The sequence below is a fragment of the Stenotrophomonas sp. STEN240 genome (assembly GCF_056756175.1).
Genome location: NZ_JBRRBO010000010.1, coordinates 74,295 through 98,782, shown reverse-complemented (window position 1 = coordinate 98,782; position 24,488 = coordinate 74,295). Strand labels below are relative to the sequence as shown.

Here is a 24,488-nt window from a genome sequence, read left to right as displayed (position 1 = left end):
TCAGCGCTGCGCTGTTGGCTGCGATGAAACAACAACGCCGGCTTTCGCCGGCGTTGTTGTTGATCACCTGGGCTGAGCACCCGATGGGGCGCTACAGCGCATGGAAGAAACGCGACAGGGACGCGAAGAACCGCCGGCCTGTTGCACGCCCCCTTCATCGCTGTACATCGGCACATCTGCACCCTGCTGCCCAAAGCGCACCTGCAAGCCGATGCTGTTGCTGCGCATCGCATTGCGACCCTGCTCGTGGCCCAGCAGCAACGAGAACATCCAGCCGCTGTCCAGTTGCAGGTCCATACCTGCCCCCAGCGCCAGCATGTCGTCGTTGTAGCTGCGCATCGCCAGCACGTAGTCCGTGCTCTGCGGGCGCTGCAGGTAGTTCATGGCGACATCACTGCGGTTTTCCAGTGCGCTGCGGTATTCGATGCGCCAGTGCGGGCGCCAGTTCAAACGCTCGCGCTTGAACGCCAGGCTGCCTTCCAGGCCCACTGCCAGCGCGCTGTTGTCCACCTTCTGCCGGCCATAGGCCAGGTCATAGATGCCCAACCCCTGCTCCCGATAGCCATCGAGCGTGGCGCGGTGGCCGTCATAGCGCCCATAACCGGTCAGGGTCATGCCCGCGGCGTTGCGGTGTTCATAGCCGAGCGTCAGCGAACCGAACCACTGGTCGCCGTTGCGCGATGCCTGCGCGCTGGCGTTGGCCGGTTCGCTCCAGCGGGTCAGATCGAAGTCCAGCTGGCCGTTGGCCAGCAGGCCATCCACAAACAGGTGCTCGCCCAGCCGCCACAGGCCGTAGGCGGCCAGCGAACGCTGGTCTGCATCAACCTTGGACGGGGTGCCATCGAAGTCGGTGCCCTGCTTGCCCCAACTGCCGGCCATGCCAAGCAACAGGTCTTCACCCACCGCGCGGTCGGCGCCGAGCGTGATACCGCCGGTGTTGAAGTCGAAACCACCGCCGCTGCGGCCATTGCGACCGGCCTTGCCGAAGGTCGCCGTACCAGCCAGCCACAATCCCCAACCCTCGGGCAGGGCCGGCAGCGCCGTCTCGGCCACACGGCCAACCGGCACCGACAACCCTGGGACGCCCCGGCTGCCGGCATAGGCCAGCGCGAAGTTGACGTTGCTGGCGTTGTGGCCACTGCGCACCTGGCGCAGACGGTCACGGATGTTGTCGCCCTGCACCTGCGCAAAGCGCACGCTGGCATCAACCTGCGCCTGGATACCGCCGCTGACCTGCGCATCCAGCGTCGGGTCGGGACGTGGGCTGACCACCAGCGTCAGCATCACCGCGCCGGTGAGGAAGTTGGGGGTAGCCGCCTGGGTGGCGGTCAGCGTGGCGCTGCCTTCGCCGACCAGGCTGACGGTGCGGCCGTTGACCGTAGCCACCGCCGGGTTGCTGCTGGTGAAGGTGAACGCACCAGAGCTGTTGCTCTGCGGCAGGGGCAGCTCGAAATCGGCCTCGCCGTATACCTTCTGCAGGTCGCCGATCCAGCTCAGGGCCGGTGCGGCCAGCAGTTCCTGCGCGCTGTCCGACTCACCTTCGCCGGCCGTGTTGTAGGCCGCCACGGTGAACACATAGCTCACGCCGTCGGCCAGCCCCTGCACCAGGATCGGCGAGCCGCTGCCGGTGGTCGTGACCACGCCCGGTGTGCCGGCCGCACGCAGGCTCATCGCGCGGATGGCCGGTGCCGCCGTGCCCTGCGGCGTGGCAGTGACGCGGTAGCCGTCGATGATCGCGCCACCGCTGAACGTCGGCGGCGCGAACGCCACACTGACCCGCCCCGATCCCTGCGGCGTCAGCGTCTGGATGGCGGGCATGCCTGGCGGCACCGCTTCAATCCGGAACGTGCGCGAAGCCGAGGCCGGGCGATGGCTGGCATCGCCGGCCTGCTCAACAACCAAGGTGCAGTCACCTGCCAGCACAAAGGCCAGCTGACCCTCGGCCGTGACCGTGCACACCGCCGGCGTCTGCGAACTGAACGTCAACGGCAAGCCGGAGTCGGTGCGGGCGGACAACACCGGCAGCTTGTCGAAAGGCTGTGTGCCCACCGCGTCGAAGGTCACTTCCTGCAACACCTGCGGCACCACCGGAGCCGACGGCGCCGACGTCGTGCTGTCGCCGGCCTGGCCGGTGGCGCTGACGGTGAAGGTATAGCTCACCCCATCGGTCAGACCGGTCACCTTGATCGGCGAGCTCGTGCCGCTGGCGGTGATGCCGCCCGGCTGTGCGGTCACCACGTAGGTGATGGTTTCGCCGGTGGCGGCCGAGGGCGTGAAGGCAACTTCCACTGCGCCCGAACCAACCACGGTCACTGCCCCCGGTACCGGGGTCGCCGGCACCACTGCGGTCACGTTGAACGTCTGCGTCACTGATGCCGCCTGGTGGCTGGCATCGCCGTCCTGATGGGCCGTTACCGTGCAGCTGCCGGCACTGCTGAAGCTCAACAGGCCATCAGCGGTGACCGCGCATACTGCCGGCGTCGAGGCGACAAAGCGCAGCAGCAGCCCCGAATCCACCGAGGCCACCAGCGTCGGCGTGGTGCCGAAAACCTGTGCACCCGGGTTGGCGAAAGCGATGAGCTGGGGTGCCATCGTGGTGACGGTGTTGGAGGCCGCCGACGACGCGCCGGTGCCCGTGCTGTTGGTCGCGGTCACGCTGAAGGTGTAGCTCTTGCCCGTACCCAGGCCGCTGATGGTGATCGGCGAGCTCGTACCGCTGCCGGTCACCCCGTCCGGATTGGAAGTGACCGTGTAATCGGTGATTGCCGCGCCGCCGTCGCTGGCCGGCGCGGTGAACGCCACTGCCACCTGCCCTACGCCGGTCACCGTGACCGTGCCGACTATCGGTGCGCCAGGTAACACCGCGTTGACGGTGAAGGACTGGCTGACCTGGCTCGCTGCAAGATGACTGCCACTACCGGCCTGGTCGGCGTTGATGGTGCAGGTGCCGGCGGTGACAAAGGTCAGCGCACCGCCGCTGGTGATCGTGCACACCCCGGTTGTGGACGAGGTGAACGTCGGGGTCAGCCCCGAATCGGAGCTCGCGCTCAGCGTCGGCGTGGTGCCGAAGTTCTGCGCACCGGGGTTGTTGAAGGTGATCGTCTGGGTCGCTGCCGGGATGACACTGTTGGACGCGTTTGACGAAGGCCCGGTGCCGGCGCTGTTGGTCGCGGTGACGGTGAACGTGTAGGCCTGCCCGTTGGTCAGGCCGGTGACCACGATCGGCGAGGCCGCACCGTTTACCGGCGCCACGTCCGCCGGGCTGACGGTCACCGTGTAGCCGGTGATGAGGGTGCCGCCGCTATTGGCCGGTGCGGCAAAGGCTACGCTGACCTGGGTGCCGCCCGGGGTGGCCGTACCGATGGTCGGCGCGCCGGGAACGATCGCGTTGACGGGGAACGACTGGCTGACCTGGGGCGCCGCCAGATAGCTGCCGTTGCCGATCTGGTTGGCATTGATGGTGCAGCTGCCGGCGCTGATGAAGGTCAGCGCGCCGCCGCCGGTAATCGTGCACACGCCGGTGCTGGCCGAGGAGAACGATGGGGTCAGCCCCGAATCGGAGGTCGCGCTCAGCACAGGCGTGGTGCCGAAGTTCTGCGCACCGGGGTTGCTGAAGGTGATCTTCTGGGCCGCTGCCGGGATGACACTGTTGGACGCGCTTGACGAAGCACCGTTGCCGGCGCTGTTGGTCGCGGCGACGGTGAAGGTATAGCTGACCCCGTTGGTCAGGCCGGTAACGGTGATTGGCGAACTGGAGCCGGTGCCGGTAGCGCCGCCCGGATTGGCAGTGACGGTGTAGCCGTTGGGGCTGATGGCCGCCCCCCCGGTGGAGGCCGGCGCGCTGAAGGTCACCGTGGCCTGGGTGTCCCCGGCCGTTGCGGTGCCGATGGTCGGCGCATCGGGGGCGATGGCGCTGACGGTGAAGCTGTGGGTGACCGTGGTGGCGGCATTGGTGAAACTGTTGCCGGCCTGGTCGGCGTCGATGGTGCAGGTGCCAGCGGTGACGAAAGTCAGCGCGCCGCCGGAGGTGGTCGTGCACACGCCGGTCGTGGACGAGCTGAAGACAACCGCGAGCCCGGAGCTGGCCGAAGCACTCAGGGTCGGCGTGGCGCCGAAGTTGTAGCTGGTGGGTTGCGCAAAGGTGATGGTCTGGTTGCCCTTGGGCGTGGCCGCGTTCGACGCGGCCGAAGCCACGCTGGTGCCGGTGGCATTGGTGGCCGTCACGGTGAACGTATAGCCGGTGCCGTTGCTGAGACCGGTAATGGTGGCGGTGCACGCCGCCGGCCCGGCGCAGGTGCCAAACGCGCCACCGGGGCTGGCGGTAGCGGTGTAGGTGGTGATGGCCGAGCCGCCGTTGCTGCCCGGCGCGGTGAAGGTCACCGTGGCCTGGCCGTCGCCAGCCGTCGCCGTGCCGATGGTCGGCGCGCCCGGCGCGGTAGCAAAGGCAACGGTATGGGCGGCGCCGGAGGTGAACGCGGCCACGCCGGTGTTGCCGACCGGGTCGGCAATGTTGGTGGAAGCTTTGAGGTCAAGCTTGAGCGTGCCGTTGCCACTGATCGAGGCGACGGTGACGTCGTACATCGTGCCGCTCGAGGCCGACACGACGGCGATGCTGCCGGATGCGGTCCCGGTAGCCGTCAGGGTGAAGTCGTCCATGGAGACGCCGCTCACCGGCTCGCTGAAGGCCACAGTGAAGGCTATCGAGCTGTCGGTGCTGGCGGGCGAACCGCTGATCGTGATGCCGGTGACACTGGGTGCCACGCCGTCGATGACAAGGTTCTTGTTCGCGCCCAGCGAACCGGCCGTGGCGGGCGAAGGCAGGATGAGCACCGCATTGTTAACTGCCGCGTCCTTGATGCTGCCGCCGTTCAAGGACAGCGAGTTGCTGGCCACGTAATCCAGGTCGGGGGTGCTGTCACCGGCCTGCACGGTGTAGCTGAAGGTCAGCGTGCTGGTGCCACTGCCGCTGGCGTAGTTGATCACCCGGTCGATCGCACCGGTTTCCAGAATCAGCTGCGGCGTTCCGGTGACCGTCACCGCGTCGCTGAAATTGACCTGGACGGAAACAACATCGCCGATTTTGTAGCTGCCGTTGGCGGTGCTGGAAGTGACGTTGGTGACGGTGGGCGCGGTGGTGTCAGCAGCGGTGGCGAACACGAACTGGTCGAAAATAACGTCAAAACCGCCCGGACCGGACGTAATGACGACCTTGTCGACATTGCCGAAGACGGACGGATCCAAGCTCACGGTGTACTTGCCGACAAATGCCCCGAACCCTGGCCCCGTGGACTGGGCACCGACCGGCACACCATCCTTGTAGCCCACGATATTCATGATCCCCCCCGCGAGGGAGTCAATTAATTCGACGTAGAACCCCGTGAAGCTGAATTCGTTTCCGGACACCGTCTCGACGCTGACGGTCGCGTCGAGACCTAACCACTGCGCATACAAAGCGGGAGACCCGTCCTTGCCAGAAACAGATAGCTGCAACCAGTTGCTGGCGCTATGAGTGATCCTGAAATCGCCCTGGTTGAACTCGGTTGAGCCATGATCCTTAAGCTCCGCGAAGCCTGAGGAGTTGAAGTCGATTGTCACCGGCGCGGGAATCGACGCCGCCTGTGCACCGGATGCAAGGCAAGCGGACAAGAGCAAGGCCACGGGTACTCGGCACAAGCGCCGGAAGGCCTTTCCGAACGGGAAAAAAGTTAGCTTCGACACGTGGTCCCCTGGGTGACGCAATATGGAGTGGCGCGCACTGGCGCCTTGATGTGGCGGTTCAGTTTCATTTCCGGCCGGCGTGCCATCAGCGACGCCTTCCTGGAAGCCTGCTCATACATGGAATAGCGGCGCGCAAAGCCGCCTCTGAAGGCCGCGACCCGCAGAAAATGCAATGCGAAATTCATACGCTGACGTCTACACAAGTACCCGCCAGCCACGGGCAAGCAGCGAAGTTCAGATCCGCTGCATCCCAAGACACCAGCCCCTGTTTGATATTTACAAGACAACACGGAAAGTCACCGATGTGGCTTCCCGCCCTAGCCCTGCCCCTCTGCTGAAAGCACACGCCCATGCCCGCTAGGGCACTGCGCATCCGATCTGACGACGGCATCCGGCGCAGGCATATCAAACCTCGACAGCAGCCAGCCTGGGCAGCACAGAACAGTTGAAACGGACAGCAATCAGCCGACGGCGATGCCTGGCCGCATTCTAGAATGCAAACGTAAGAGCGGCTGTTCCCCCAGCGACACATGCCGACGACGGAGCGCCCAGCCCAGACTGAGCGCCCCCATTGGACAACCCCTCTCCCCGCCGGAGAAGCCAAGCTGCAGCAGGCCGCTCACCCGGCCTGCGCGAGCTGTGCAAGCCTGACTCAGCGCGACGCCATATACGCCGCAATCGCTTCACGCACGCGCTTGATGCCTTCTGCGAGTTCTTCATCGCTGATGTTCAGCGCCGGCACGAAGCGCAGCACGCTGGTGCCGGCCTGCAGGATAAGCACCTGCTTTTCAGCGGCCAGATCCAACAGCACGCCGATATCAGCCACGTACTCGGGCTTGAGCACCGCGCCCAACATCAGGCCCATGCCACGCACTTGTTCGAATACACCGAACTCTTCGCCGATGGCTTCCAGCCCCGCTTTCAGCGCAGCCGACTGGCGAACCACGTTGGCCTTGATCTCGTCGGAAGCCAGCTTGCGCAGCGCCACGCGGGCCACCGCCGCCGCCAGCGGATTGCCACCGAAGGTGCTGCCGTGCGCGCCCACGCCCATGATGTCGGCAACCTTGGGGCCGGCCAGCATCGCGCCGATCGGGAAACCGCCGCCCAGTGCCTTGGCCAGGGTGACGATGTCCGGGGTCACGCCCCAGTGCCAATGCGCGAACAGCTCGCCGGTGCGGCCCATGCCGACCTGGATTTCATCCAGCACCAGCAGCGCGTCGTGCTGGTCGCACAGCTCACGGGCGCGACGCATGAACTCGGCCGAGGCAGGCATCACCCCGCCTTCGCCCTGCACCGGTTCGAACATCACTGCGGCCACGTCGCCGCCGGCCATCGCTTCTTCAAGCTGGGCCACGTCGTTGAAATCGACATAACGGAAGCCACCGGGCAGCGGCTCGTAGCCTTCCTGGTACTTCGGCTGTGCGGTAGCGGTCACCGTCGCCAGGGTGCGGCCGTGGAAACTGCCGCGGAAGGTCACGATGAAACGCTTGTCCGGGCCACGGTCCTGCGCACTGGCCCACTTGCGCACCAGCTTGATCGCCACTTCGTTGGCTTCGGCGCCGGAGTTGCACAGGAACACGCGCTTGGCGAAACGCGAGGCCTCCACCAGCTCCTGCGCCAGGTGCAGCGGCGGCTCGCTGTAGAACATGTTGCTGGTGTGCCACAGCTTGTTGGCCTGTTCGAACAACGCGGCCTTCAGGTCCGGGTTGTTGTGACCCAGGCTGCACACGGCGATGCCGGCGGCCAGGTCGATGAACTCACGGCCCTGCGTATCCCACAGTCGCGCGCCCTGGCCTCGCTCCAGCACCAGCTGGCGCGGGCGATAGACCGGCAGGTAGTAATTGGACAGGGACAACAGCGGCTCGACGACAGCGGTCATGGCGTTCCAGATCAGTGGGTATGAATGTGCCATTGTCCTCCATTCCACGGGGCTGCGGCACAATGGGCACATGCGACTGTTCTCTGCCCCCCAACTGAACCCGGCCAGCGACAGCGGTTGGCGCCGCCGCTGGTTCGACATCATCCACCGTACCGATACCCCGCCCTCGCGGCGTTTCGACCTGCTGCTGGTCTGGGCCATCCTCATCAGCGTGCTGGTGGTGATGTTCGACAGCGTGCAACGCATCCACGTGGCCTGGGCCACCGGCTTCTATGTCGTCGAATGGGGCTTCACCCTGCTGTTCACCGCCGAGTACGTGCTGCGCCTGCTGGTGGTGCGGCGGCCCCTGCGTTATGCGTTCAGCATCTGGGGCATCATCGACCTGCTGGCGATCCTGCCCTCCTATATTTCCTTCTTCATCCCCGGCACGCAGAGCCTGCTGGTGGTGCGTGTGCTGCGCCTGCTGCGGGTATTCCGCATCCTCAAGCTGACCCGCTACATCGAGGAAAGCGGCGTGCTGATGGCGGCACTGTGGCGCAGCCGGCGCAAGATCCTGCTGTTCCTGTCGATGGTGGTGACCATCGCCATCATCGCCGGCGCCTTGATGTATGTGATCGAAGGCCCGCAATACGGCTTCAGCAACATCCCGACCAGCATGTACTGGGCGGTGGTGACGATGGCCACGGTCGGCTTTGGCGACATCGTCCCGCATACCACGCTGGGCCGCTTCATCACCTCGGCGCTGATCCTGATCGGCTACAGCATCCTGGCCGTGCCCACCGGCATCTACACCGCCGAGCTGGCCGGCAACATGCTGCGCGAAAGCCGCCACGACAACCGTGGCTGCACGGTCTGCGGGCATGAAGGCCATGAGTTCAAAGCGCAGTACTGCAACCGCTGCGGGCATGAACTGCCGGAGCACATCGAGCACTGAGCCGCTCCGCGCAGGCTGTAGGAGCGGCGTAAGCCGCGAAGCTGCTGATGCTGGAACTGGCCTGAAAACCAACCCCTCCCCAACCCTCCCCTACGCCTACGGCGCAAGGGAGGGAGCGTAGTGCCGAGCATGGCTCGGCATTACAGGGCTCCCCCCTTGTGCCTTCAGCGCAAGGGGGCGAGGCAATCAGAGAAACAGGTCCGGCATCAATGGACGCGACGGGTCCATCGCATAACCTGACAAATCGGTGATGCCTGCTTCGGCCAGCACCTCGTCGTCCAGCAGGAACTGCCCACTGAAACCGGCCGCGGTCCGGGTCAACACCGCATGCGCGGCATCGGCCATGATCTCCGGCTTGCGGCAGCCGCTCACATCCACGCCGGGAATCATGTTGATCGCGTCAGTGGCGATCACCGTGCGCGGCCACAATGCATTCACCGCCACGCCCTGCGGGCCGAACTCCGCAGCCAAGCCCAAGGTGACGAAACTCATGCCCATCTTGGCCAGGGTGTAACCCGTATGCGGCGCCCACCATTTCGGGTCCAGGCTGGGCGGCGGTGCCAAGGTGAGGATATGCGGGTTCGGCGCCTGCAGCAGGTGCGGCAGGCAGGCCTGTGCGCACAGGAAACTGCCGCGTGCGTTGACCTGCTGCATCAGGTCGAAACGCTTCATCGGCGTCTGCAGGGTGCCGCGCAACCAGATTGCCGAAGCATTGTTGACCAGGATGTCGATGCCACCGAAGGTATCCACGGTGGCCGCCACCGCTGCATTGACCTGTTCTTCTTCGCGGATGTCGCACTTCAATGCCAGGCCCTGCCCACCGGCGGCATTGACCGCTGCGGCAGCGCTGTGGATGGTGCCCGGCAACTTCGGATTGGGGACCGCCGACTTGGCCGCGATGGCGACATTGGCACCGTCGCGCGCCGCGCGCAGGGCAATGGCCAGGCCGATACCGCGTGAAGCGCCGGTGATGAAAAGGGTCTTGCCTTGCAAGCTGCTCATACGCACTCCAGAACCGGTAAGAAAGCAATCGGCATTATGCCGATACCGGCCTTCCCGCACAGTCCCGCCAGGCGTTTCATCAGCGACATTTTGCGTTCATGCGCGATGTCGATACTGGTGCGATATCGCGCAGGGATTCCCGATGAAAACGCTGCTTCAAGCTTCACCCTTACTGCTGGTGCTGGCCCTGGCCGCCTGCCAGAAACCGCAGCCAGCCGCGCAGACACCGCCGCCAGCCAAGGATGTCACCGCGCAGACCACCGGGCTGGGCGAGGCGGCGGCCCGCATCGGCCCCAACGCGGTCTGGCAGGGCTCGGTGGAAGCCTGTCGCAACAGCAGTACCGCCGCTGACAACTGCCTGCTGCAGACAATGCGCGATGGCGGCGCCACACCGGCTGCACTGGCCGCTGCCAGCACTTTGTCCGCGCAGGGCAAGCCCGGTTATGTCACGGCGTGGCAGAACGTCGACGGCATCGGCGTTGCCACGCTGGAGTTCCCGTTCCGCGCCAATACCAACCAGGGCACCTGGTTGGTGGATGCCAACGGCCAGGCCATCGACGTGGATGAAGATGTGCTCGACGATGCAGCGCGCGCCTCCACTGCCTACAAGGCGTTCAGCGCCAAGCATCCGGACTCCGGCCCGTTCGCCCCGGCCGTTGCCAGCGGCACCAAGCCCCTGCCCGAAGGCGGCGTGCGCCTGCTGTACAGCACGCCGCTGCGCAGCTGCCATGCCTGTGCCGACGATGGCCAGGTGACCATTGCTTACGACTTCGACAGCAAGCGCAGCTTCACAGGCAAGCAGTTGCTCGAGCTGCGCTGAGTTGCAGCCGGTCATTGGACAGGGCTTTCGGTCGCTGCCAGCCAGAACCGGCAGTGGGCCCTCAGCCGCGTGCTGGCGCTGACAACCGCCGCGCGTAAGTTTCCAGCAGACGCGGCACGATGCGCCGGTGCAACGGTGCCACCGGCAACATGTATAACCGGCCGAAGGGTCGGTGCAGATGCACCACGGTGCTCAGTTGCAGCTCGCAGCCCTCATCTGCCGGCTGCAGCTCCAGCGATAGATCCACCCGCAGGTGGCGGTCGCTGTCACCCAGCACTACGCCATCGGCCCGCAACGCCTGCAGCGTGAATATTCCCAGCCGATCCCCGCTCGCGAGCTGGGGCGGCACGTGTGTCGGCACGCTGCGTATGGCGCCCAGGTCCTTCATTCCCAGCCGCCGCATGCCCGCATTGCGCATGCGCATCAAACCGTCAAACCAGGCAGGCACCTGCCGGGCGATGTCCAGATAGGCCTGCACGGCGCTGTCGGGCCCGCGAACCAGACTGATCCGCGCGGCATGCGCGAAATGACTGCCCGGCAAAAGCGGATGCAGCAACGCGCCCGGCGAGATCTCGACCTCGTGCGCCCGCACATCACTGCTCAAGGCTTGGGCCCCTGCCCCTCGTTGTCTTCCCAATGCAGGATGCGACGGGTGACGAAACGGTAGACCGGTTTGCCGGTGGCAAACCACAGCTCACGTACCCACGAATGCCGCTTGAGCAGGCGCAACTCCACCGGGGTCAACGCCTGCCGGCAATACATGCGCTTGTGCTTGAGCAGGTGGCGCAGGTCCTCGCGCGCCAGCAGCCGCATCCAGCGCGAGCGCGGATTGCCGCACACCGCCAGCTGGAAATCGATCAAGGCCGGTGAGCCATCCTCGCGTACCAGCCAGTTGGCTTCCTTGGCCAGGTCGTTATGGGCGATGCCATGCCGGTGCACGCGTTGCAGCAGCCGGCGCGCGGCACGGAAATACGCCAGGTCACCGTGCGGCGGACGCTGGTACATGGCCGCCCCTTCCATATAACTGCGGTCCAGCCAATGCCCGTCCCAGGCCAATAGACGCGGTGTAGCCTCCATGCCATCGAGCTTGGCCAACGCCCGCGCCTCGCGCCGCGCCAGCCACCAGGCCGGCAGCCGCAGCCACAGCGGGGTCGCGCCCAGGTCGCGACGCACGAATTGCCCGTGCGGGCCCTGCATCAGCAGGATCTGCCCGAAGCTGTCAGCTTTCAGGGCAACGGGGGTAGCCGGTGAAGATTCAGTCATTGCGACATTCTAGTGCCCGCGGTGGCATTCATTGACCGGCATCGCAAGTGAACGAGAACCCTGCCGATCCACTGAACCTCCGTCGCTGCCATCGGTCTGACTGGGGCTTCCCTTTATAATCGGCAGATGAATTCTTCCTGGATCGATGCCACGCTCGCGTGGATCGCAGCCCATCCCGTCCTCGCTGGCCTGGCGATCTTCGCCATTGCCTTCTGTGATGCCGTGATCATCCTCGGTGCCATCGTGCCGGCGCTGCCGCTGATGATCGCGGTGGGTGTACTGATTGGCATGGGCGAGCTGTCCGGCCCGTATGCCGTGGTCTGCGCAACCTTGGGCGCCTTTGCCGGCGATGGCCTGAGCTATTGGGTGGGCCGTCGCTGGGGCGATCGACTGCGCGGCGTGTGGCCGTTCAGCCGCTACCCGCAGCTGCTGGACCGCGGCGAAGTCATGTTCCGCCGCAATGCCTTCAAGAGCATTCTGATCGCACGCTATGTGGGCGCGATCCGGCCGTTCGTGCCGGCCATTGCGGGCATGGCCAACATGCGTTTCAGCAGCTACCTCAAGGCCAGCGGCCTTGCCTGCCTGTCCTGGGCGGTGTTGTTCCTGCTGCCCGGCTGGGCTTTGGGGCAGGCCTACGATGCAGTGGCGGCGGTGGCCGGGCGCCTGTTCGTGGTGCTGGCACTGCTGGGCACCTTGCTGGGTCTGGTATGGGCCATCGTGCTGTACAGCTACCGCTGGTCGGCGGCGCGCATGGACGGTTGGCTGGCGCGCCTGCTGGCCTGGTCGCACCGTCACCCGCATTTCCTCGGCCACTCGCTGACCGATGTATTCGATCCCAAGCGTCGCGAGTCGGTGCCGCTGGCAATGCTGGCGCTGATGTTGCTGGTGCTGGGTTGGGGCTGGTTCGTGCTGTTGATGGTGGTGGTGGGGCACGGTGAACCGCTGGCCCTGGATCTGGCCGTACACCGGCTCATGTTGGCCTTGCGCAACCCGCTGGCCGACTACCCGATGGCGGCACTGGCGTCGCTGGGTGACTGGCAGGTGCTGTTGCCGGCAATCGCAGCCGGCATGGGTTACCTGGCCTGGCGGCGGCGCTGGATGGCGGTATTCCATTGGCTGGCGGCACTGGCCTTCGGCCTTGCGCTGACCAAGCTGCTGGGTGCCACGGTGGATGTGGTGCGGCCGCCCGCCGCCAGCAGCGGCTTTGGCTTTCCGTCGGTGGCGGTGACCATGGCCACCATCACCTTTGGTTTCTTTGCGGTGTTGATCGGCCGCGAGCTGCCCGGCCGTACCCGCGTGTGGCCGTATCTGCTGTCCGGTGCGGTGGTCACGGTGATTGGCTTTGCCCGCATCTATCTTGGCGCGCACTGGCTCAGTGATGTCATCGGCGGCATGTTGTTCGGCCTGTTCTGGCTGCTGGTGCTGGGCATCGCCTACCGCCGCCGCTTCAACCGTTCGTTCTGGGTCAAGCCGGTTGCCTGGCTGTTCTATGGCGTGTTCCTGATTGCCGGGCTCTGGTATGCACCGCGCAATGTGCCGGCCAAGCTGGCCAAATTCGAACCGGCGGCGGAGGCTCCGGCCTTGATGGATGCCTCGCACTGGTGGCAACAGGGCTGGCGCGAGCTGCCGGCACGGCGCAATGATTTCGATGACGACCAGCGTTGGCCGCTGGACGTGCAGGTGGCAGGGCCGCTGCCCGCCCTGCAGCAGCAACTCGAGCGCAACGGTTGGCACCGGCAGACGCAGGCGGGCTGGCAGGAAGCGCTGATGATGCTGGACATGAAGGCCACCCCGCAGCAGGTGCCGGTACTGCCGGCCACGCTGGACACCAATGTCGAAGCATTGCTGATGCTGCACCCCGGCGAACGCCCGGATGAAGTCTACGCACTGCGGTTATGGCCGTCCTCGGCGCGCCTGCAACCGGGGCAAACCACGGTATGGCTGGGCAGCGCACAGACCCTGCGTTACCAGCGGCACCTGAAGCTGTTTGGCATGTGGCGGCCACTGCGCGGCGTTGATCCGGCCTTGGACGCGCTCAAGCAATCGCTGGACGGACTGGAAACCCAGCAGCAGGTGCAGCCGGAGACCGGCCTGCCATTGTTGATGATCCGCGAAAAACCGTAATGCCGAGCCATGCTCGGCAGGGGCTTTCCCTGCAATCCATCACCGCACGGTGGCAGCAGCGTAAGCCGCGAAGCGCGCACCGCGCGAAGCCTCAAAAGCCACCCCTCCCCAACCCTCCCCTACGCCTTCGGCGCAAGGGAGGGAGCGTAGTGCCGAGCCATGCTCGGCAGGGGCTTTCCCAGCAATCCGGTAGTGCCGAGCCATGCTCGGCAGGGGCTTTCCCAGCAATCCATCACAACACTGTAGGAGCGGCGTAAGCCGCGAAGCGCGCACCGCGCGAAGGCTTCAAAAACTACCCATCCCCAACCCTCCCCTACGCCTTCGGCGCAAGGGAGGGAGCGTAGTGCCGAGCCGTGCTCGGTGGGGAACTGCCCAGCAATCCGGTAGTGCCGAGCCATGCTCGGCAATGGCTTTCACAGCAATCCATCACAACACTGTGGGAGCGGCGTAAGCCGCGAAGCTGGCAAGATCTGACCCCGCGCCCAGCCCGTCCGCCGGCGATATCCCGGCTTCGCGGCTTACGCCGCTCCCACAAGCTGCAATTACAAACAGCAACCGCAAACGGCGCCCAGCAACGCTCGCCCTACAAATCTTCTTCGATGGGCACATCGAGTTCGGGGATCCATTCCAGCAGGCGATTCAAGCGCTCGCGTGGATCGTTCTCCTGCACCAGCTGCAGGCGCTGGGTCTCGCGCAGCGGCAGCAACTCGGCCAGCCGCCAACCCACCCATGCGGCCTGATCCAACTGCGCCGGACCAGCAGCGGCATACGCACCGCCGACCTGTTCAAGGATGTGTTCCAACAAGGTGCCCAGCAAACCGTGCTCGGGCTGCAGCTCGTCGTCGCTGTCGCGCTCGCACCACTCCACCTCGGCCATCACCTGGCCGCTGTCACGCACGTGGGTTGCCACCACATGGAAGCGACGCGCACCGCGCAGCCGCAATACCAGCACGCCGTCGGCACCTACATCGAAATCCTCGACCACGGCCTCAACGCCCCAGGCCGCCGGGGTCGCCGGCGCGCCGACTTCCTCTCCCTCAAGTATCAGACAGACACCGAAGGTGCTGCCGTTGCGGCCGCATTCGCGCACCAGGTCCAGGTAGCGCGGTTCGAATACGCGCAGGCCCAAAGCCGCACCGGGCAACAACACCGCGTGCAGGGGAAACAAAGCAAGAGTTGACGATTGCATCATCCGGGCAACTACAGATATTCGGCAGACAGTAGCGATGGTACTCCACCGCACTGTGGCGACAATTCATCGCCCACTTCACTGCACTCAGTGCAGCGCCGGGTTGCACGCAACCCGGCTGCAATCACACCGCATCAGCCGCCTTGCAACTGCGCAAGGTAGCGCCGCGGTGCGCCATCAAAACCACCGTTGGACATGAACACCACGTGGTCGCCTGCACGCGCGACATCACCAAGTTTGACCAGCAATGCATCGGTATCGGCAACGGCCAGTGCATCACCACGCACCGCCTCGATCACCTTGGCAGCATCCCAGGGCAGCTCCGGACGGGCCAGAAACACCACTGCATCGGCGATATCCAATGACGGCGCCAAGGCCTGCGAATGCGCGCCCAGCCGCATCGAATTGCTGCGCGGCTCCATCGCCACCACGATGCGCGCAGCGCCCACCTTGGCGCGCAAGCCTTCCAGCGTGGTGTGGATGGCGGTGGGGTGATGGGCAAAGTCGTCATAGATGGTGACGCCCTGCGCCTGGCCGATGACCTCCATGCGCCGCTTGACACTATGGAAGCCCGCCAACGCAGGCGCGACGCTGGCCACATCAACGCCGACCGCGTGCGCTGCGGCCAACGCCGCCAGACCATTGAGCACGTTGTGCCGGCCCAGCAGCGACCACTCCACCGTCGCCACTTCGGTACCCCGATGCAGCACCGCGAAGACGCTGCCATCGGCATTGATCAGCCGAGCGCTCCATTCCAGCGAGTGATCGAAGCCGAAGCGTTCCACCGGCGTCCAGCAGCCCATCGCCAGCACTTCGGCCAGGTGCTTGTCTTCGCCGTTGACGATCAGGCGGCCACGGCCCGGCACGGTACGCACCAGATGATGGAACTGGCGCTGGATCGCGGCCACGTCCGGGAAGATATCGGCGTGGTCGAATTCCAGATTATTGAGGATGGCAACCAGCGGCCGGTAGTGGACGAACTTGCTGCGCTTGTCGAAGAACGCGGTGTCGTATTCGTCGGCTTCAACAACAAATTCGCGCCCCGTTCCCAACCGCGCCGACACCCCGAAATCCTCGGCCACACCGCCAATGAGGAAACCCGGCTCGCGCCCGGCCGCCTGCAGCAGATAGGCCAGGATGGTGGTGGTGGTGGTCTTGCCATGGGTACCGGCGACGGCCAGCGTGTCACGGCCGGGCAGTACCTGCTCGGACAGCCACTGCGCGCCGGAGGTATAACGACGCCCCGAGTCCAGCACCGCCTCCACCGCCGGGTTGCCGCGCGAAAGCGCGTTGCCGACCACCACTTCGTCGCAATCCGGGCTGATATTGCCGGGTAGATACCCTTGCGCCAACTTGATCCCCAGCGTTTCCAGCTGGGTGGACATGGGCGGATACACCGCCTGATCGCTGCCTTCGACCTGATGGCCAAGTTCGCGGGCCAAGGCGGCCACACCGCCCATGAAAGTACCGGCAATGCCGAGAATATGGATCTTGCTCATCCGCAGATTGTCGCCGATGCGCGCCGCCAAGGGGTAAGCCTGAAGCCGTGTAGGTGTACCCCTAACGTCTGTAGGGGATTCCCCGATACCGTCACACACGCTTCACAGTGAGAATACGTGACGCCAGCCTCAGTATCCCTCAGGTCCTACTCCCCAAGAGGCCATCCCCAGGGAGCTCATGCTGATGGGGCCGTGAGCACGCCCTTAGCTGGCTTTTACAAACGAAACGCCCGGATCCAGCTCATGGATCCGGGCGTTTCAGTATGTGCGGCGTCCTGAGCGGCCAGGCCGCTGTGCGCTGCGACGGTCACCCGCCACAGCGCGGCATCCTCAGCGCTTGATCGCCGCCAGGATGCGGGCCAGCACTTCGTCCAGCGCGCCAACACCGTCAACGCGCGCCAAGGTGCCCTTGGCAGCGTAGAAATCGATCACCGGTGCGGTGGAATCGTTGTAGACCTGCAGACGCTGACGCACCGATTCCGGATTGTCATCGGCACGGCCCTGCTCCTGGGCGCGGCCAGCGATGCGCTCGACCAGCAGTTCGGTCGGCACATCCAGCTGCACGATGGCGTCCAGCGGCTGGTTCAGCTTGGCCAGCAGCTCGCCCAGCGCATTGGCCTGGGCCACGTTGCGCGGGTAGCCGTCCAGGATGAAGCCCTTGGAGGTATCGGCCTGCGACAGGCGCGATTCCAGCATGCCCAGCAGAATATCGTCGGACACCAGGTTGCCGGCATCCATCACCGCCTTAGCCTGCTTGCCCAGTTCGGTGCCGGCGGCCACTTCGGCGCGCAGCAGGTCACCGGTGGAAATGTGCGGAACCTGCAGTTGTTCCTTCAGGCTCGTTGCCTGCGTGCCCTTGCCCGAACCGGGCGGTCCCAACAGAACCAATCGCATTCCTGACTCCCATATGTTTTGAGGAAACGGGACGGACAGCGGCGTTAGACTCATGGGCCGATTCACGCTGCACCGCAATATGTGCAGCTTACCGCATCCGGCCAATGTCCCGGAATGTCCCCCAGTCTGGAGAGTATTGCCCATGTCCAAAGGCACCCTGCTGTATGCGCAGTCCGGCGGCGTCACCGCCGTCATCAATGCCACCGCCTCGGCCGTCATCGCTGAAGCAAGATCGAAGAAAATCAAGGTGTTGGCCGCGCGCAACGGTATTCTCGGCGCGCTGCGCGAGGACTTGATCGACACCTCCAAGGAGTCGGCAGCCAACATAGCGGCGCTCGCCCACACCCCGGGCGGGGCCTTCGGCTCGTGCCGCTACAAGCTCAAGTCGCTGGATGCCGACCGCGCCAAATATGAGCGGCTGCTGGAGGTCTTCAAGGCGCATGACGTGCGCTGGTTCCTCTACAACGGCGGCAACGATTCGGCCGATACCGCACTGAAGGTTTCGCAGCTGGCCAAGGAATACGGCTACCCGCTGACCTGCGTGGGCGTGCCCAAGACCATCGACAACGACCTGGCGGTGACCGACACCTGCCCCGGCTTCGGCTCAGCCGCCAAGTACACCGCCGTGTCGGTGCGCGAAGCGGCGCTGGATGTGGCGGCAATGGCCGAAACCTCCACCCGCGTGTTCATCTACGAAGCGATGGGCCGCCACGCCGGCTGGCTGGCGGCGGCCGCCGGCCTGGCTGGCGAGAACCCCGACGATGCACCGCAGATCATCCTGCTGCCGGAGCGCGCCTATGACGAGCCGGTATTCCTGGCCAAGGTGAAGCAGGTCGTCGAGAAGGTTGGCTTCTGCGTGGTGGTGGCCAGCGAAGGCATCCACACCGCCGACGGCCAGTTCGTTGCCGACGCCGGTGGGGTCAAGGACTCCTTCGGCCATACCCAGCTCGGCGGCGTGGCCTCCTACCTGGCCGGCAAGGTCAAGGCCGAACTCGGCTACAAGGTGCATTGGACCCTGCCCGACTATCTGCAGCGCTCGGCCCGCCATATCGCCTCGAAGACCGACTGGGAACAGGCGCAGGCCGTGGGCAAGGCAGCGGTGCAGTTCGCGCTGAAGGGGCACAATTCGGTGATGCCGGTGATCGTGCGCAGCTCGGATGTGCCTTACCGCTGGAAGATCGAGGCAGCGCCGCTGTCCAAGGTTGCCAACCACGAGAAGAAGATGCCGGCCGGCTTCATCCGCAAGGATGGTTTCGGCATCACCGAGAAAGCGCGCCGCTACCTGCAGCCGCTGATCCGCGGCGAAGCGCCGCTGCCCTATGGCCGCGATGGTTTGCCCAAGTACGTGACGTTGAAGAATGTGGCAGTAGCCAAGAAGCTGGTGGGCTGGGAAGGCTAAGCAGAAAATGTAGTGCCGAGCCATGCTCGGCAGAGGCGGCTGCACTGTAGTGCCGAGCCATGCTCGGCAGAGGCTTTCCCGATAGAGCCCCAGCCGAGCATGGCTCGGCTCTACAGGTGAGGCGCTTTAGCCGAGCATGGTTCGGCGCTCCCGCTCCGGGCGCAGGCCATGACTTCAGACAGGTGTGCCGCCGCAGTCGGCGGCGCATCCTCCGCCCAGGGTCTCCACACAGGCGGTGCACCATGTTCCGCAAGATACTGATCGGGATGCTTGGTTTTTTTGCCGTCTGTGTCCTGGCCGCTGCGGGCTACCGCGTCGGCCAGCAGATCGCACAGCACGACGGCGATATCGCCCCCGCACGACAACACTGAGCTCGCAACACAGCAAGCGTCATCGGCAGGCGGCACCCTGCATTGCCAGTTTCGCGGAGTACGCCGGCAACGCCGCCAGACGACCCGCCGCAGCCTCCGCCTTGGCGTCTTCAAGATAGACACGGTTCTGGCCCTGTCCGTCCAGCGCCACCTGCTGGCCCGCCGGTTTGCGCCACACTTCAATCAGCGCCTGCTGTGAACTACAGGCCGCCGACGGTACGCGCACCACTTCGTTTAGTTTCCAACCGCTCGCCTCGCTTGGATTGACCTTGCTGGCATCCAGAAACAAGGCGCGCGGCTGGCACTGCGCGCTGGTGCGCACCAGCTGCATGTCATACGGCTGCGCCGCCGTATCCGTAAAGCGCCCTTCGATGCGGGTACAGGCTTCGGGAATCTGCCGCACGGTGTGCACTGCACCGATGGCCTGCGCTGTGGCTGCCGGGCGCTCGATCTCGGGTTTGGTGGGGGCCGCCAGCAATGGCAGCGGCAACAACACCGTCGCGGCAAGGGTAAGCAGGGCTTTCATCGGCAGCAGTTCCACAAGGACAGGCGCCGACGTTGCCACCCCTTGACTGAACCGAGCAGCAAGAAGCGGCCGCTGGCGGTGGAGACAGCTGCCAGTCATACTCGGGCGGCCTCAGAGTGTTTGAACACAGCGACACGTACCACAGCCGCATGCGGCCCGGGTCTGTTCCAGTGCTTCGATCTACCCGGCGTGTCCCCGCTTCATCCACAGCTGGATGGCATCCACCAACGCTGGAGGGGTCATGCTCGAACAGTACGGTCTTGTGCTTTCGCTTGTCTGCGCCGCTGTCGCCATCGTCTACGGCATCATCTCGGCCCAATGGGTCCTACGCCAACCTGCCGGCAATGCCCGCATGCAGGAAATCGCCGCCGCCATCCAGGAAGGCGCGCGGGCCTATCTCAACCGCCAATACCTGACCATCGCCATCGTCGGCGTGGTGCTGTTCGTCTTGGTAGGTTTCTTCCTCAGCTGGTATACGGCGATTGGGTTTGCGATCGGCGCGGTGCTGTCCGGCGCTGCCGGCTACATCGGCATGAACGTATCGGTACGCGCCAATGTGCGCACTGCCGAAGCCGCACGCAATGGCATGAGTGCAGCCATGGATGTGGCGTTCCGTGGCGGCGCGATCACCGGCATGCTGGTGGTCGGCCTGGGCCTGCTTGGCGTGGCCGGTTATTACCTGATTCTGCAACGCATGGGCCTGAGCCAGGCCGACAACCTGCACGCGCTGGTTGGGCTGGCCTTTGGCAGCTCGTTGATTTCGATCTTCGCGCGACTGGGCGGCGGCATCTTCACCAAGGGTGCGGACGTCGGTGCGGATCTGGTCGGCAAGGTCGAAGCCGGCATTCCCGAAGACGACCCGCGCAACCCGGCGGTGATCGCCGACAACGTCGGTGACAACGTCGGCGACTGCGCCGGCATGGCCGCCGATCTGTTCGAGACTTATGCGGTGACGGTGATCGCCACCATGCTGCTCGGCGGCATGATGATGGCGGAGGTTGGCCGCAATGCGGTGCTGTATCCGCTGGTGCTTGGCGGGGTATCGATCATCGCCTCGATCATCGGTGCGTTCTTCGTCAAGGTGAAGGCCGGTGGCTCGATCATGGGCGCGCTGTACAAGGGCGTGATTGTCTCCGGCGTGTTGGCGGCCATCGCCTTCTGGCCGGTAACCACGCAGCTGATGGCCGACAACAGCCACGGCGCCACCAACCTGTACATCTGCGCGCTGATCGGGCTGGTGTTGACCGGTTTGATCGTGTGGATCACCGAGTACTACACCGGCACCCAGTACAAGCCGGTGCAGCACGTGGCGCAGGCATCAACCACCGGTCACGGCACCAACATCATCGCCGGCCTCGGTGTGTCGATGAAATCCACCGCTTTGCCGGTGATTGCGGTGTGTGCGGCAATCTGGTCGGCGTTCCACTTTGGTGGCCTGTACGGTATTGCCATCGCCGCAACCGCAATGTTGTCGATGGCCGGCATGATCGTCGCGCTTGATGCCTATGGACCCATCACCGACAACGCAGGTGGCATCGCCGAAATGGCCGATCTACCGCCGGAAATCCGCAACATCACCGATCCGCTGGACGCGGTAGGCAACACCACCAAGGCGGTGACCAAGGGCTATGCGATTGGTTCGGCAGCATTGGCAGCATTGGTGCTGTTTGCCGACTACACGCACAACCTGCAGATGGCGCATCCGGGCGAAACCTTTGCCTTCGATCTGTCCGACCACACGGTGATCATCGGCCTGCTGATCGGCGGTTTGATTCCCTACCTGTTTGGCGCGATGGCGATGGAAGCCGTGGGCCGCGCGGCGGGTGCGGTGGTGGAAGAGGTACGCCGCCAGTTCCGCGAGATTCCCGGCATCATGCAAGGCACCGCCAAGCCGCAATATCACAAGGCAGTGGACATGCTGACCCGCTCGGCGATCAAGGAAATGATCGTGCCTTCGCTATTACCGGTCGCAGTACCGGTGGTGGTTGGCCTGCTGCTTGGGCCGAAGGCGCTGGGCGGTTTGTTGATCGGCACCATCGTGACCGGCCTGTTCGTGGCGATCTCGATGACCACTGGCGGCGGCGCCTGGGACAACGCCAAGAAGTACATCGAAGATGGTCACTTCGGTGGCAAGGGCAGTGAAGCCCACAAGGCTGCGGTAACTGGCGATACGGTTGGCGATCCGTACAAGGACACCGCTGGGCCGGCGATCAATCCATTGATCAAGATCATCAATATTGTCGCGTTGCTATTGGTGCCGCTGCTCTGATCGAAGCCGACTGCGCACGGCACCTTCGCCCTTCCCCCGCTCGCGGGGGAAGGGAACGGGATGGGGGCGCCGCAGGCGCAGATAAAGATCATCAATATTTTCGCGTTGCTGCTTGTGCCATTGCTGTAATCCACGCTGGCAGCGAAAAGCTGCCCTCACCCCAACCCCTCTCCCGCATGCGGGAGAGGGGCTCTCGTATCCAGCGATTGGAAGGTTGGTAGGTGTGCGGAGTGCTTCGGCAACCAGCAGCACTTGTGGGAGCGGCGTAAGCCGCGAAGCTGACATCACATCAGCTACCCGTAAAAGCACGACAACACCACTCAACGCGGCCGCTTCACCGCATACACCCGGCCGTCATCACCACCACCGCAATAGAACAACCCGCCGCCATCGGCTTCCAGCCCACTGACGCTGATGTTGTCCGGCATCTGCAGACGCTCCAGCACCTCGCCGGTATCGGCCTGCAAGCGGCGGATGTCGCTTTGCCCGCCTTCGCCGGTCGCATGCCAAAGCGCGCCATCCACCCAGGTCACGCCGGTGACGAAACGGTCCGATTCGATGGTGCGCAGGATCGCGCCATTGGCCGGATCGATCTGGTGGATTCTGCGCTGCCGGTACTGCCCTACCCATAGACTGCCTTCGGCCCAGGCCATGCCGGAATCCGTCCCTGCGCCCGGCGCGGGAATCGAAGCCAGCACCTCGCCACTACGCGGGTCAATCTTGTCGATACGTGCTTCGGCGATCTGCCAAAGATAGGTACCGTCGAATGCCGTGCCGGCGTCACAGGGCACGGCCAACGTGTGTACCGGTTCACCATTGCGCGGGTCGAACGCGACCAGCGCCGCGCCGGTCGCCGCCCAGACATTCTGTCCATCGAAGCTGACGCCATTGATGGGGTCCGAGCCGGCAAATGGCCCGTACTCGCGCACCACCTCGGCGGCATGCACACTCGCCACGGTCCTGGCCGGGCTCAGGGTTTCACTGTTCATCGCTGCAATCTCCTGGCATGTCCGCGATTGGCTGCCTGCCACCGACACTAGTCAATCGGCAGCGCAGCAGGGAGTAACAAGATGGTCGTGAATCCGTTCAAGGGCATCGACCGCCAGCGCTGCGCCCGGCCGCGCCCGCTGGAGCGCGCCTGCCCTGCAAACTCCAGCGCCACCAGCGCCCGCTGCACATTGCGCTGGCCAGCGCCCAACGCCAGTGCCAAGGCCGACGTGGACCACGCTGCGCCATCGCCCAGCAGCGCCACCAACGCGGCTTGTTCGCCCTCGATGGGCGGAACCAGTACCCGCACCGGCGTTGCAGTACACGGCGACAGCCGGAAGCCCGCCGAGGTGGCTTCGATGCGCGCATGACTGGCGATCAGCGCGCGCAGGCGACCGATCTCCACCCGCAGCCTCGCGCGCAGGGTCTCGTCGCTGTCGCGCCTGCCAAACACGCGCAGGATCAGGACATCGCGATCGACGTCGCCTGGCCACGCCTCCGCCAAGGCGCGAACCAGCGCGAACAGCACCGGGCGCCTTGCCAGCGATTGCCAACGGCTGCCCACTTTCAGCCCGCGCCGGCAGGCATCCACCACCCACGCCCCCGAAGCCAGCAGCGCCTGCGCCTGATCAATGCGCAGCAGCGCATCGGCACCGCCGCCCAGACAGCGTGCAGCCGGCTGATCCAGCTTGAGCAGTGCCTCGTCGACTTCCGCCTGCAGCGCGGCAATACCGGCCTGCGCGGCCGCGACCCGGGCACGCTCAAGCGCCGTGCGTGCCTGTTCGGTCTGCAACGTGCGCAACGCCAGCGTCGCCGCCGTCAACGCGCTCATCGCCGCCAAGGCCGCAGGCATGGGCCGGTTTTCCAGCAGCCTCAGCACGCGGGCGGCTTCCTGCAGCTTGCCCAGCAGTAGCAAACGCCGCGCCAGGATCAACCATGCCTGCAATGCATTTGCCGTATCGCCACGGGAATCCAGCTGGGCGGCAATAGCCGCCAGCGGCTCGGACGAACCACCGAGTTCGCGCAACGCCAGCGCCACCTCGGCCTCGGCCAGTCCACAGCGCGCACGCGCCACGACCTCATGCGCGCCAAAACCCCGCTGCGCACGCCGCAGCAACTCGCGCGCAAGCGGCAGCTCGCCCAGCTGCGCCATCGCGATGCCGCGCAGGGCCAATGCAGGGGGATCGTCACGCAGGGCAACATGCTTCAGCGCGGTAAGGACATCACCGCTGGCCAGGGCGCGGGCAGAGGCCGCAATCAGGGAATCCATTGCTGCAGGCTACCTGCCGGCATCGGCGGATGCACTTTGACGCAGGCGCACAGACTTCGATGCCTGCGCGACGCGCGTGCTCATTGGCTGGAGCGAATGCCTGGTGGCAATGCCTGATCACCGCTACGCGCTGCGGGCGAATGGCGCAGCCCGCCTGCAGTCCTGCTCCCACGCCATATCGGACGGCCGCCCCGGCACCTGCTCCCTACCCACGATTTATGAACAGTGGCGCCGCCCCGTCACGCCCTGGCCTGCCTGCCGCCGATGCCTGGGCCCCTGCCCCCGGTGCCCCGCCCGAAGCTGGTTCTGGCGGCCTGGCTCGCCCTGCGCTGTCGGCTGGCCCG

The 24,488-nt window shown here is 65.2% G+C and carries 17 protein-coding genes; 6 read left to right on the top strand and 11 right to left on the bottom strand.

What is annotated here, in order from left to right; genetic code table 11:
* Window positions 1-63 precede the first annotated feature (63 nt).
* Window positions 64-5,334, bottom strand: a complete 5,271-nt coding sequence (locus ACVOKO_RS06805) for a fibronectin type III domain-containing protein (RefSeq protein WP_346498182.1) — start codon at window positions 5,332-5,334, stop codon at window positions 64-66.
* 1,036 nt (window positions 5,335-6,370) lie between these two features.
* Complete coding sequence (locus tag ACVOKO_RS06800; RefSeq protein WP_346498211.1) at window positions 6,371-7,597, bottom strand: acetylornithine transaminase; 1,227 nt, start codon at window positions 7,595-7,597, stop codon at window positions 6,371-6,373.
* 70 nt (window positions 7,598-7,667) lie between these two features.
* On the opposite strand from ACVOKO_RS06800, the gene ACVOKO_RS06795 reads away from it, so the two are divergent.
* Window positions 7,668-8,531 carry an ion transporter gene (locus tag ACVOKO_RS06795; protein ID WP_346498181.1) on the top strand — a complete coding sequence of 288 codons (864 nt, stop codon included), beginning with the start codon at window positions 7,668-7,670 and terminating at the stop codon, window positions 8,529-8,531.
* 186 nt (window positions 8,532-8,717) lie between these two features.
* Here ACVOKO_RS06795 and ACVOKO_RS06790 read toward each other — a convergent pair whose 3' ends face one another.
* Window positions 8,718-9,533, bottom strand: a complete 816-nt coding sequence (locus ACVOKO_RS06790; RefSeq protein ID WP_346498180.1) for an SDR family oxidoreductase — start codon at window positions 9,531-9,533, stop codon at window positions 8,718-8,720.
* A 142-nt stretch (window positions 9,534-9,675) separates the two neighbouring features.
* Between ACVOKO_RS06790 and ACVOKO_RS06785 the strand changes: the two genes are divergently transcribed.
* Complete coding sequence (locus ACVOKO_RS06785; protein WP_346498179.1) at window positions 9,676-10,353, top strand: hypothetical protein; 678 nt, start codon at window positions 9,676-9,678, stop codon at window positions 10,351-10,353.
* A 61-nt stretch (window positions 10,354-10,414) separates the two neighbouring features.
* Here ACVOKO_RS06785 and ACVOKO_RS06780 read toward each other — a convergent pair whose 3' ends face one another.
* Complete coding sequence (locus ACVOKO_RS06780) at window positions 10,415-10,957, bottom strand: DUF2867 domain-containing protein (RefSeq protein ID WP_346498178.1); 543 nt, start codon at window positions 10,955-10,957, stop codon at window positions 10,415-10,417.
* A complete protein-coding gene (locus ACVOKO_RS06775; protein WP_346498177.1) occupies window positions 10,954-11,616 on the bottom strand; it encodes a protein kinase family protein in 663 nt (220 codons plus the stop codon). The genes ACVOKO_RS06780 and ACVOKO_RS06775 overlap by 4 nt, the downstream gene beginning before the upstream one ends.
* A gap of 126 nt (window positions 11,617-11,742) precedes the next feature.
* Between ACVOKO_RS06775 and ACVOKO_RS06770 the strand changes: the two genes are divergently transcribed.
* Complete coding sequence (locus ACVOKO_RS06770) at window positions 11,743-13,740, top strand: bifunctional DedA family/phosphatase PAP2 family protein (protein ID WP_346498176.1); 1,998 nt, start codon at window positions 11,743-11,745, stop codon at window positions 13,738-13,740.
* A 583-nt stretch (window positions 13,741-14,323) separates the two neighbouring features.
* Here the strand turns inward: ACVOKO_RS06770 and ACVOKO_RS06765 are convergent.
* From ACVOKO_RS06765 to ACVOKO_RS06755, 3 genes are all read right to left on the bottom strand, one after another.
* Window positions 14,324-14,932: an LON peptidase substrate-binding domain-containing protein gene (locus ACVOKO_RS06765; RefSeq protein WP_346498175.1), complete on the bottom strand. Its 609-nt coding sequence runs from the start codon at window positions 14,930-14,932 to the stop codon at window positions 14,324-14,326.
* A 131-nt stretch (window positions 14,933-15,063) separates the two neighbouring features.
* On the bottom strand, window positions 15,064-16,428 hold the full coding sequence (gene mpl / locus ACVOKO_RS06760) for a UDP-N-acetylmuramate:L-alanyl-gamma-D-glutamyl-meso-diaminopimelate ligase (RefSeq protein WP_346498210.1): 1,365 nt from the start codon (window positions 16,426-16,428) through the stop codon (window positions 15,064-15,066).
* A 330-nt stretch (window positions 16,429-16,758) separates the two neighbouring features.
* Window positions 16,759-17,322: an adenylate kinase gene (locus ACVOKO_RS06755; protein WP_346498174.1), complete on the bottom strand. Its 564-nt coding sequence runs from the start codon at window positions 17,320-17,322 to the stop codon at window positions 16,759-16,761.
* A gap of 142 nt (window positions 17,323-17,464) precedes the next feature.
* Here ACVOKO_RS06755 and ACVOKO_RS06750 point away from each other — a divergent pair, with 142 nt between their 5' ends.
* Both ACVOKO_RS06750 and ACVOKO_RS06745 read left to right on the top strand, forming a co-directional pair.
* Window positions 17,465-18,721, top strand: a complete 1,257-nt coding sequence (locus ACVOKO_RS06750; protein WP_346498173.1) for a 6-phosphofructokinase — start codon at window positions 17,465-17,467, stop codon at window positions 18,719-18,721.
* 242 nt (window positions 18,722-18,963) lie between these two features.
* On the top strand, window positions 18,964-19,092 hold the full coding sequence (locus ACVOKO_RS06745; protein WP_346498172.1) for a hypothetical protein: 129 nt from the start codon (window positions 18,964-18,966) through the stop codon (window positions 19,090-19,092).
* Between the two features lie 19 nt (window positions 19,093-19,111).
* Here ACVOKO_RS06745 and ACVOKO_RS06740 read toward each other — a convergent pair whose 3' ends face one another.
* Window positions 19,112-19,618, bottom strand: a complete 507-nt coding sequence (locus ACVOKO_RS06740; protein WP_346498171.1) for a hypothetical protein — start codon at window positions 19,616-19,618, stop codon at window positions 19,112-19,114.
* A 241-nt stretch (window positions 19,619-19,859) separates the two neighbouring features.
* Here ACVOKO_RS06740 and ACVOKO_RS06735 point away from each other — a divergent pair, with 241 nt between their 5' ends.
* Complete coding sequence (locus tag ACVOKO_RS06735; protein WP_346498170.1) at window positions 19,860-21,887, top strand: sodium-translocating pyrophosphatase; 2,028 nt, start codon at window positions 19,860-19,862, stop codon at window positions 21,885-21,887.
* Window positions 21,888-22,207: 320 nt separating this feature from the next.
* On the opposite strand, the gene ACVOKO_RS06730 is transcribed toward ACVOKO_RS06735, so the two are convergent.
* Together ACVOKO_RS06730 and ACVOKO_RS06725 are read right to left on the bottom strand one after the other, a co-directional pair.
* Window positions 22,208-22,876 (bottom strand): glutaminyl-peptide cyclotransferase, encoded by a 669-nt coding sequence (locus tag ACVOKO_RS06730; RefSeq protein ID WP_346498169.1) that lies wholly within the window; start codon window positions 22,874-22,876, stop codon window positions 22,208-22,210.
* A gap of 47 nt (window positions 22,877-22,923) precedes the next feature.
* The gene (locus tag ACVOKO_RS06725; protein WP_346498168.1) at window positions 22,924-24,144 is read right to left on the bottom strand and encodes a helix-turn-helix domain-containing protein; all 1,221 of its coding nucleotides are present in this window, start codon (window positions 24,142-24,144) and stop codon (window positions 22,924-22,926) included.
* Window positions 24,145-24,488 lie beyond the last annotated feature (344 nt).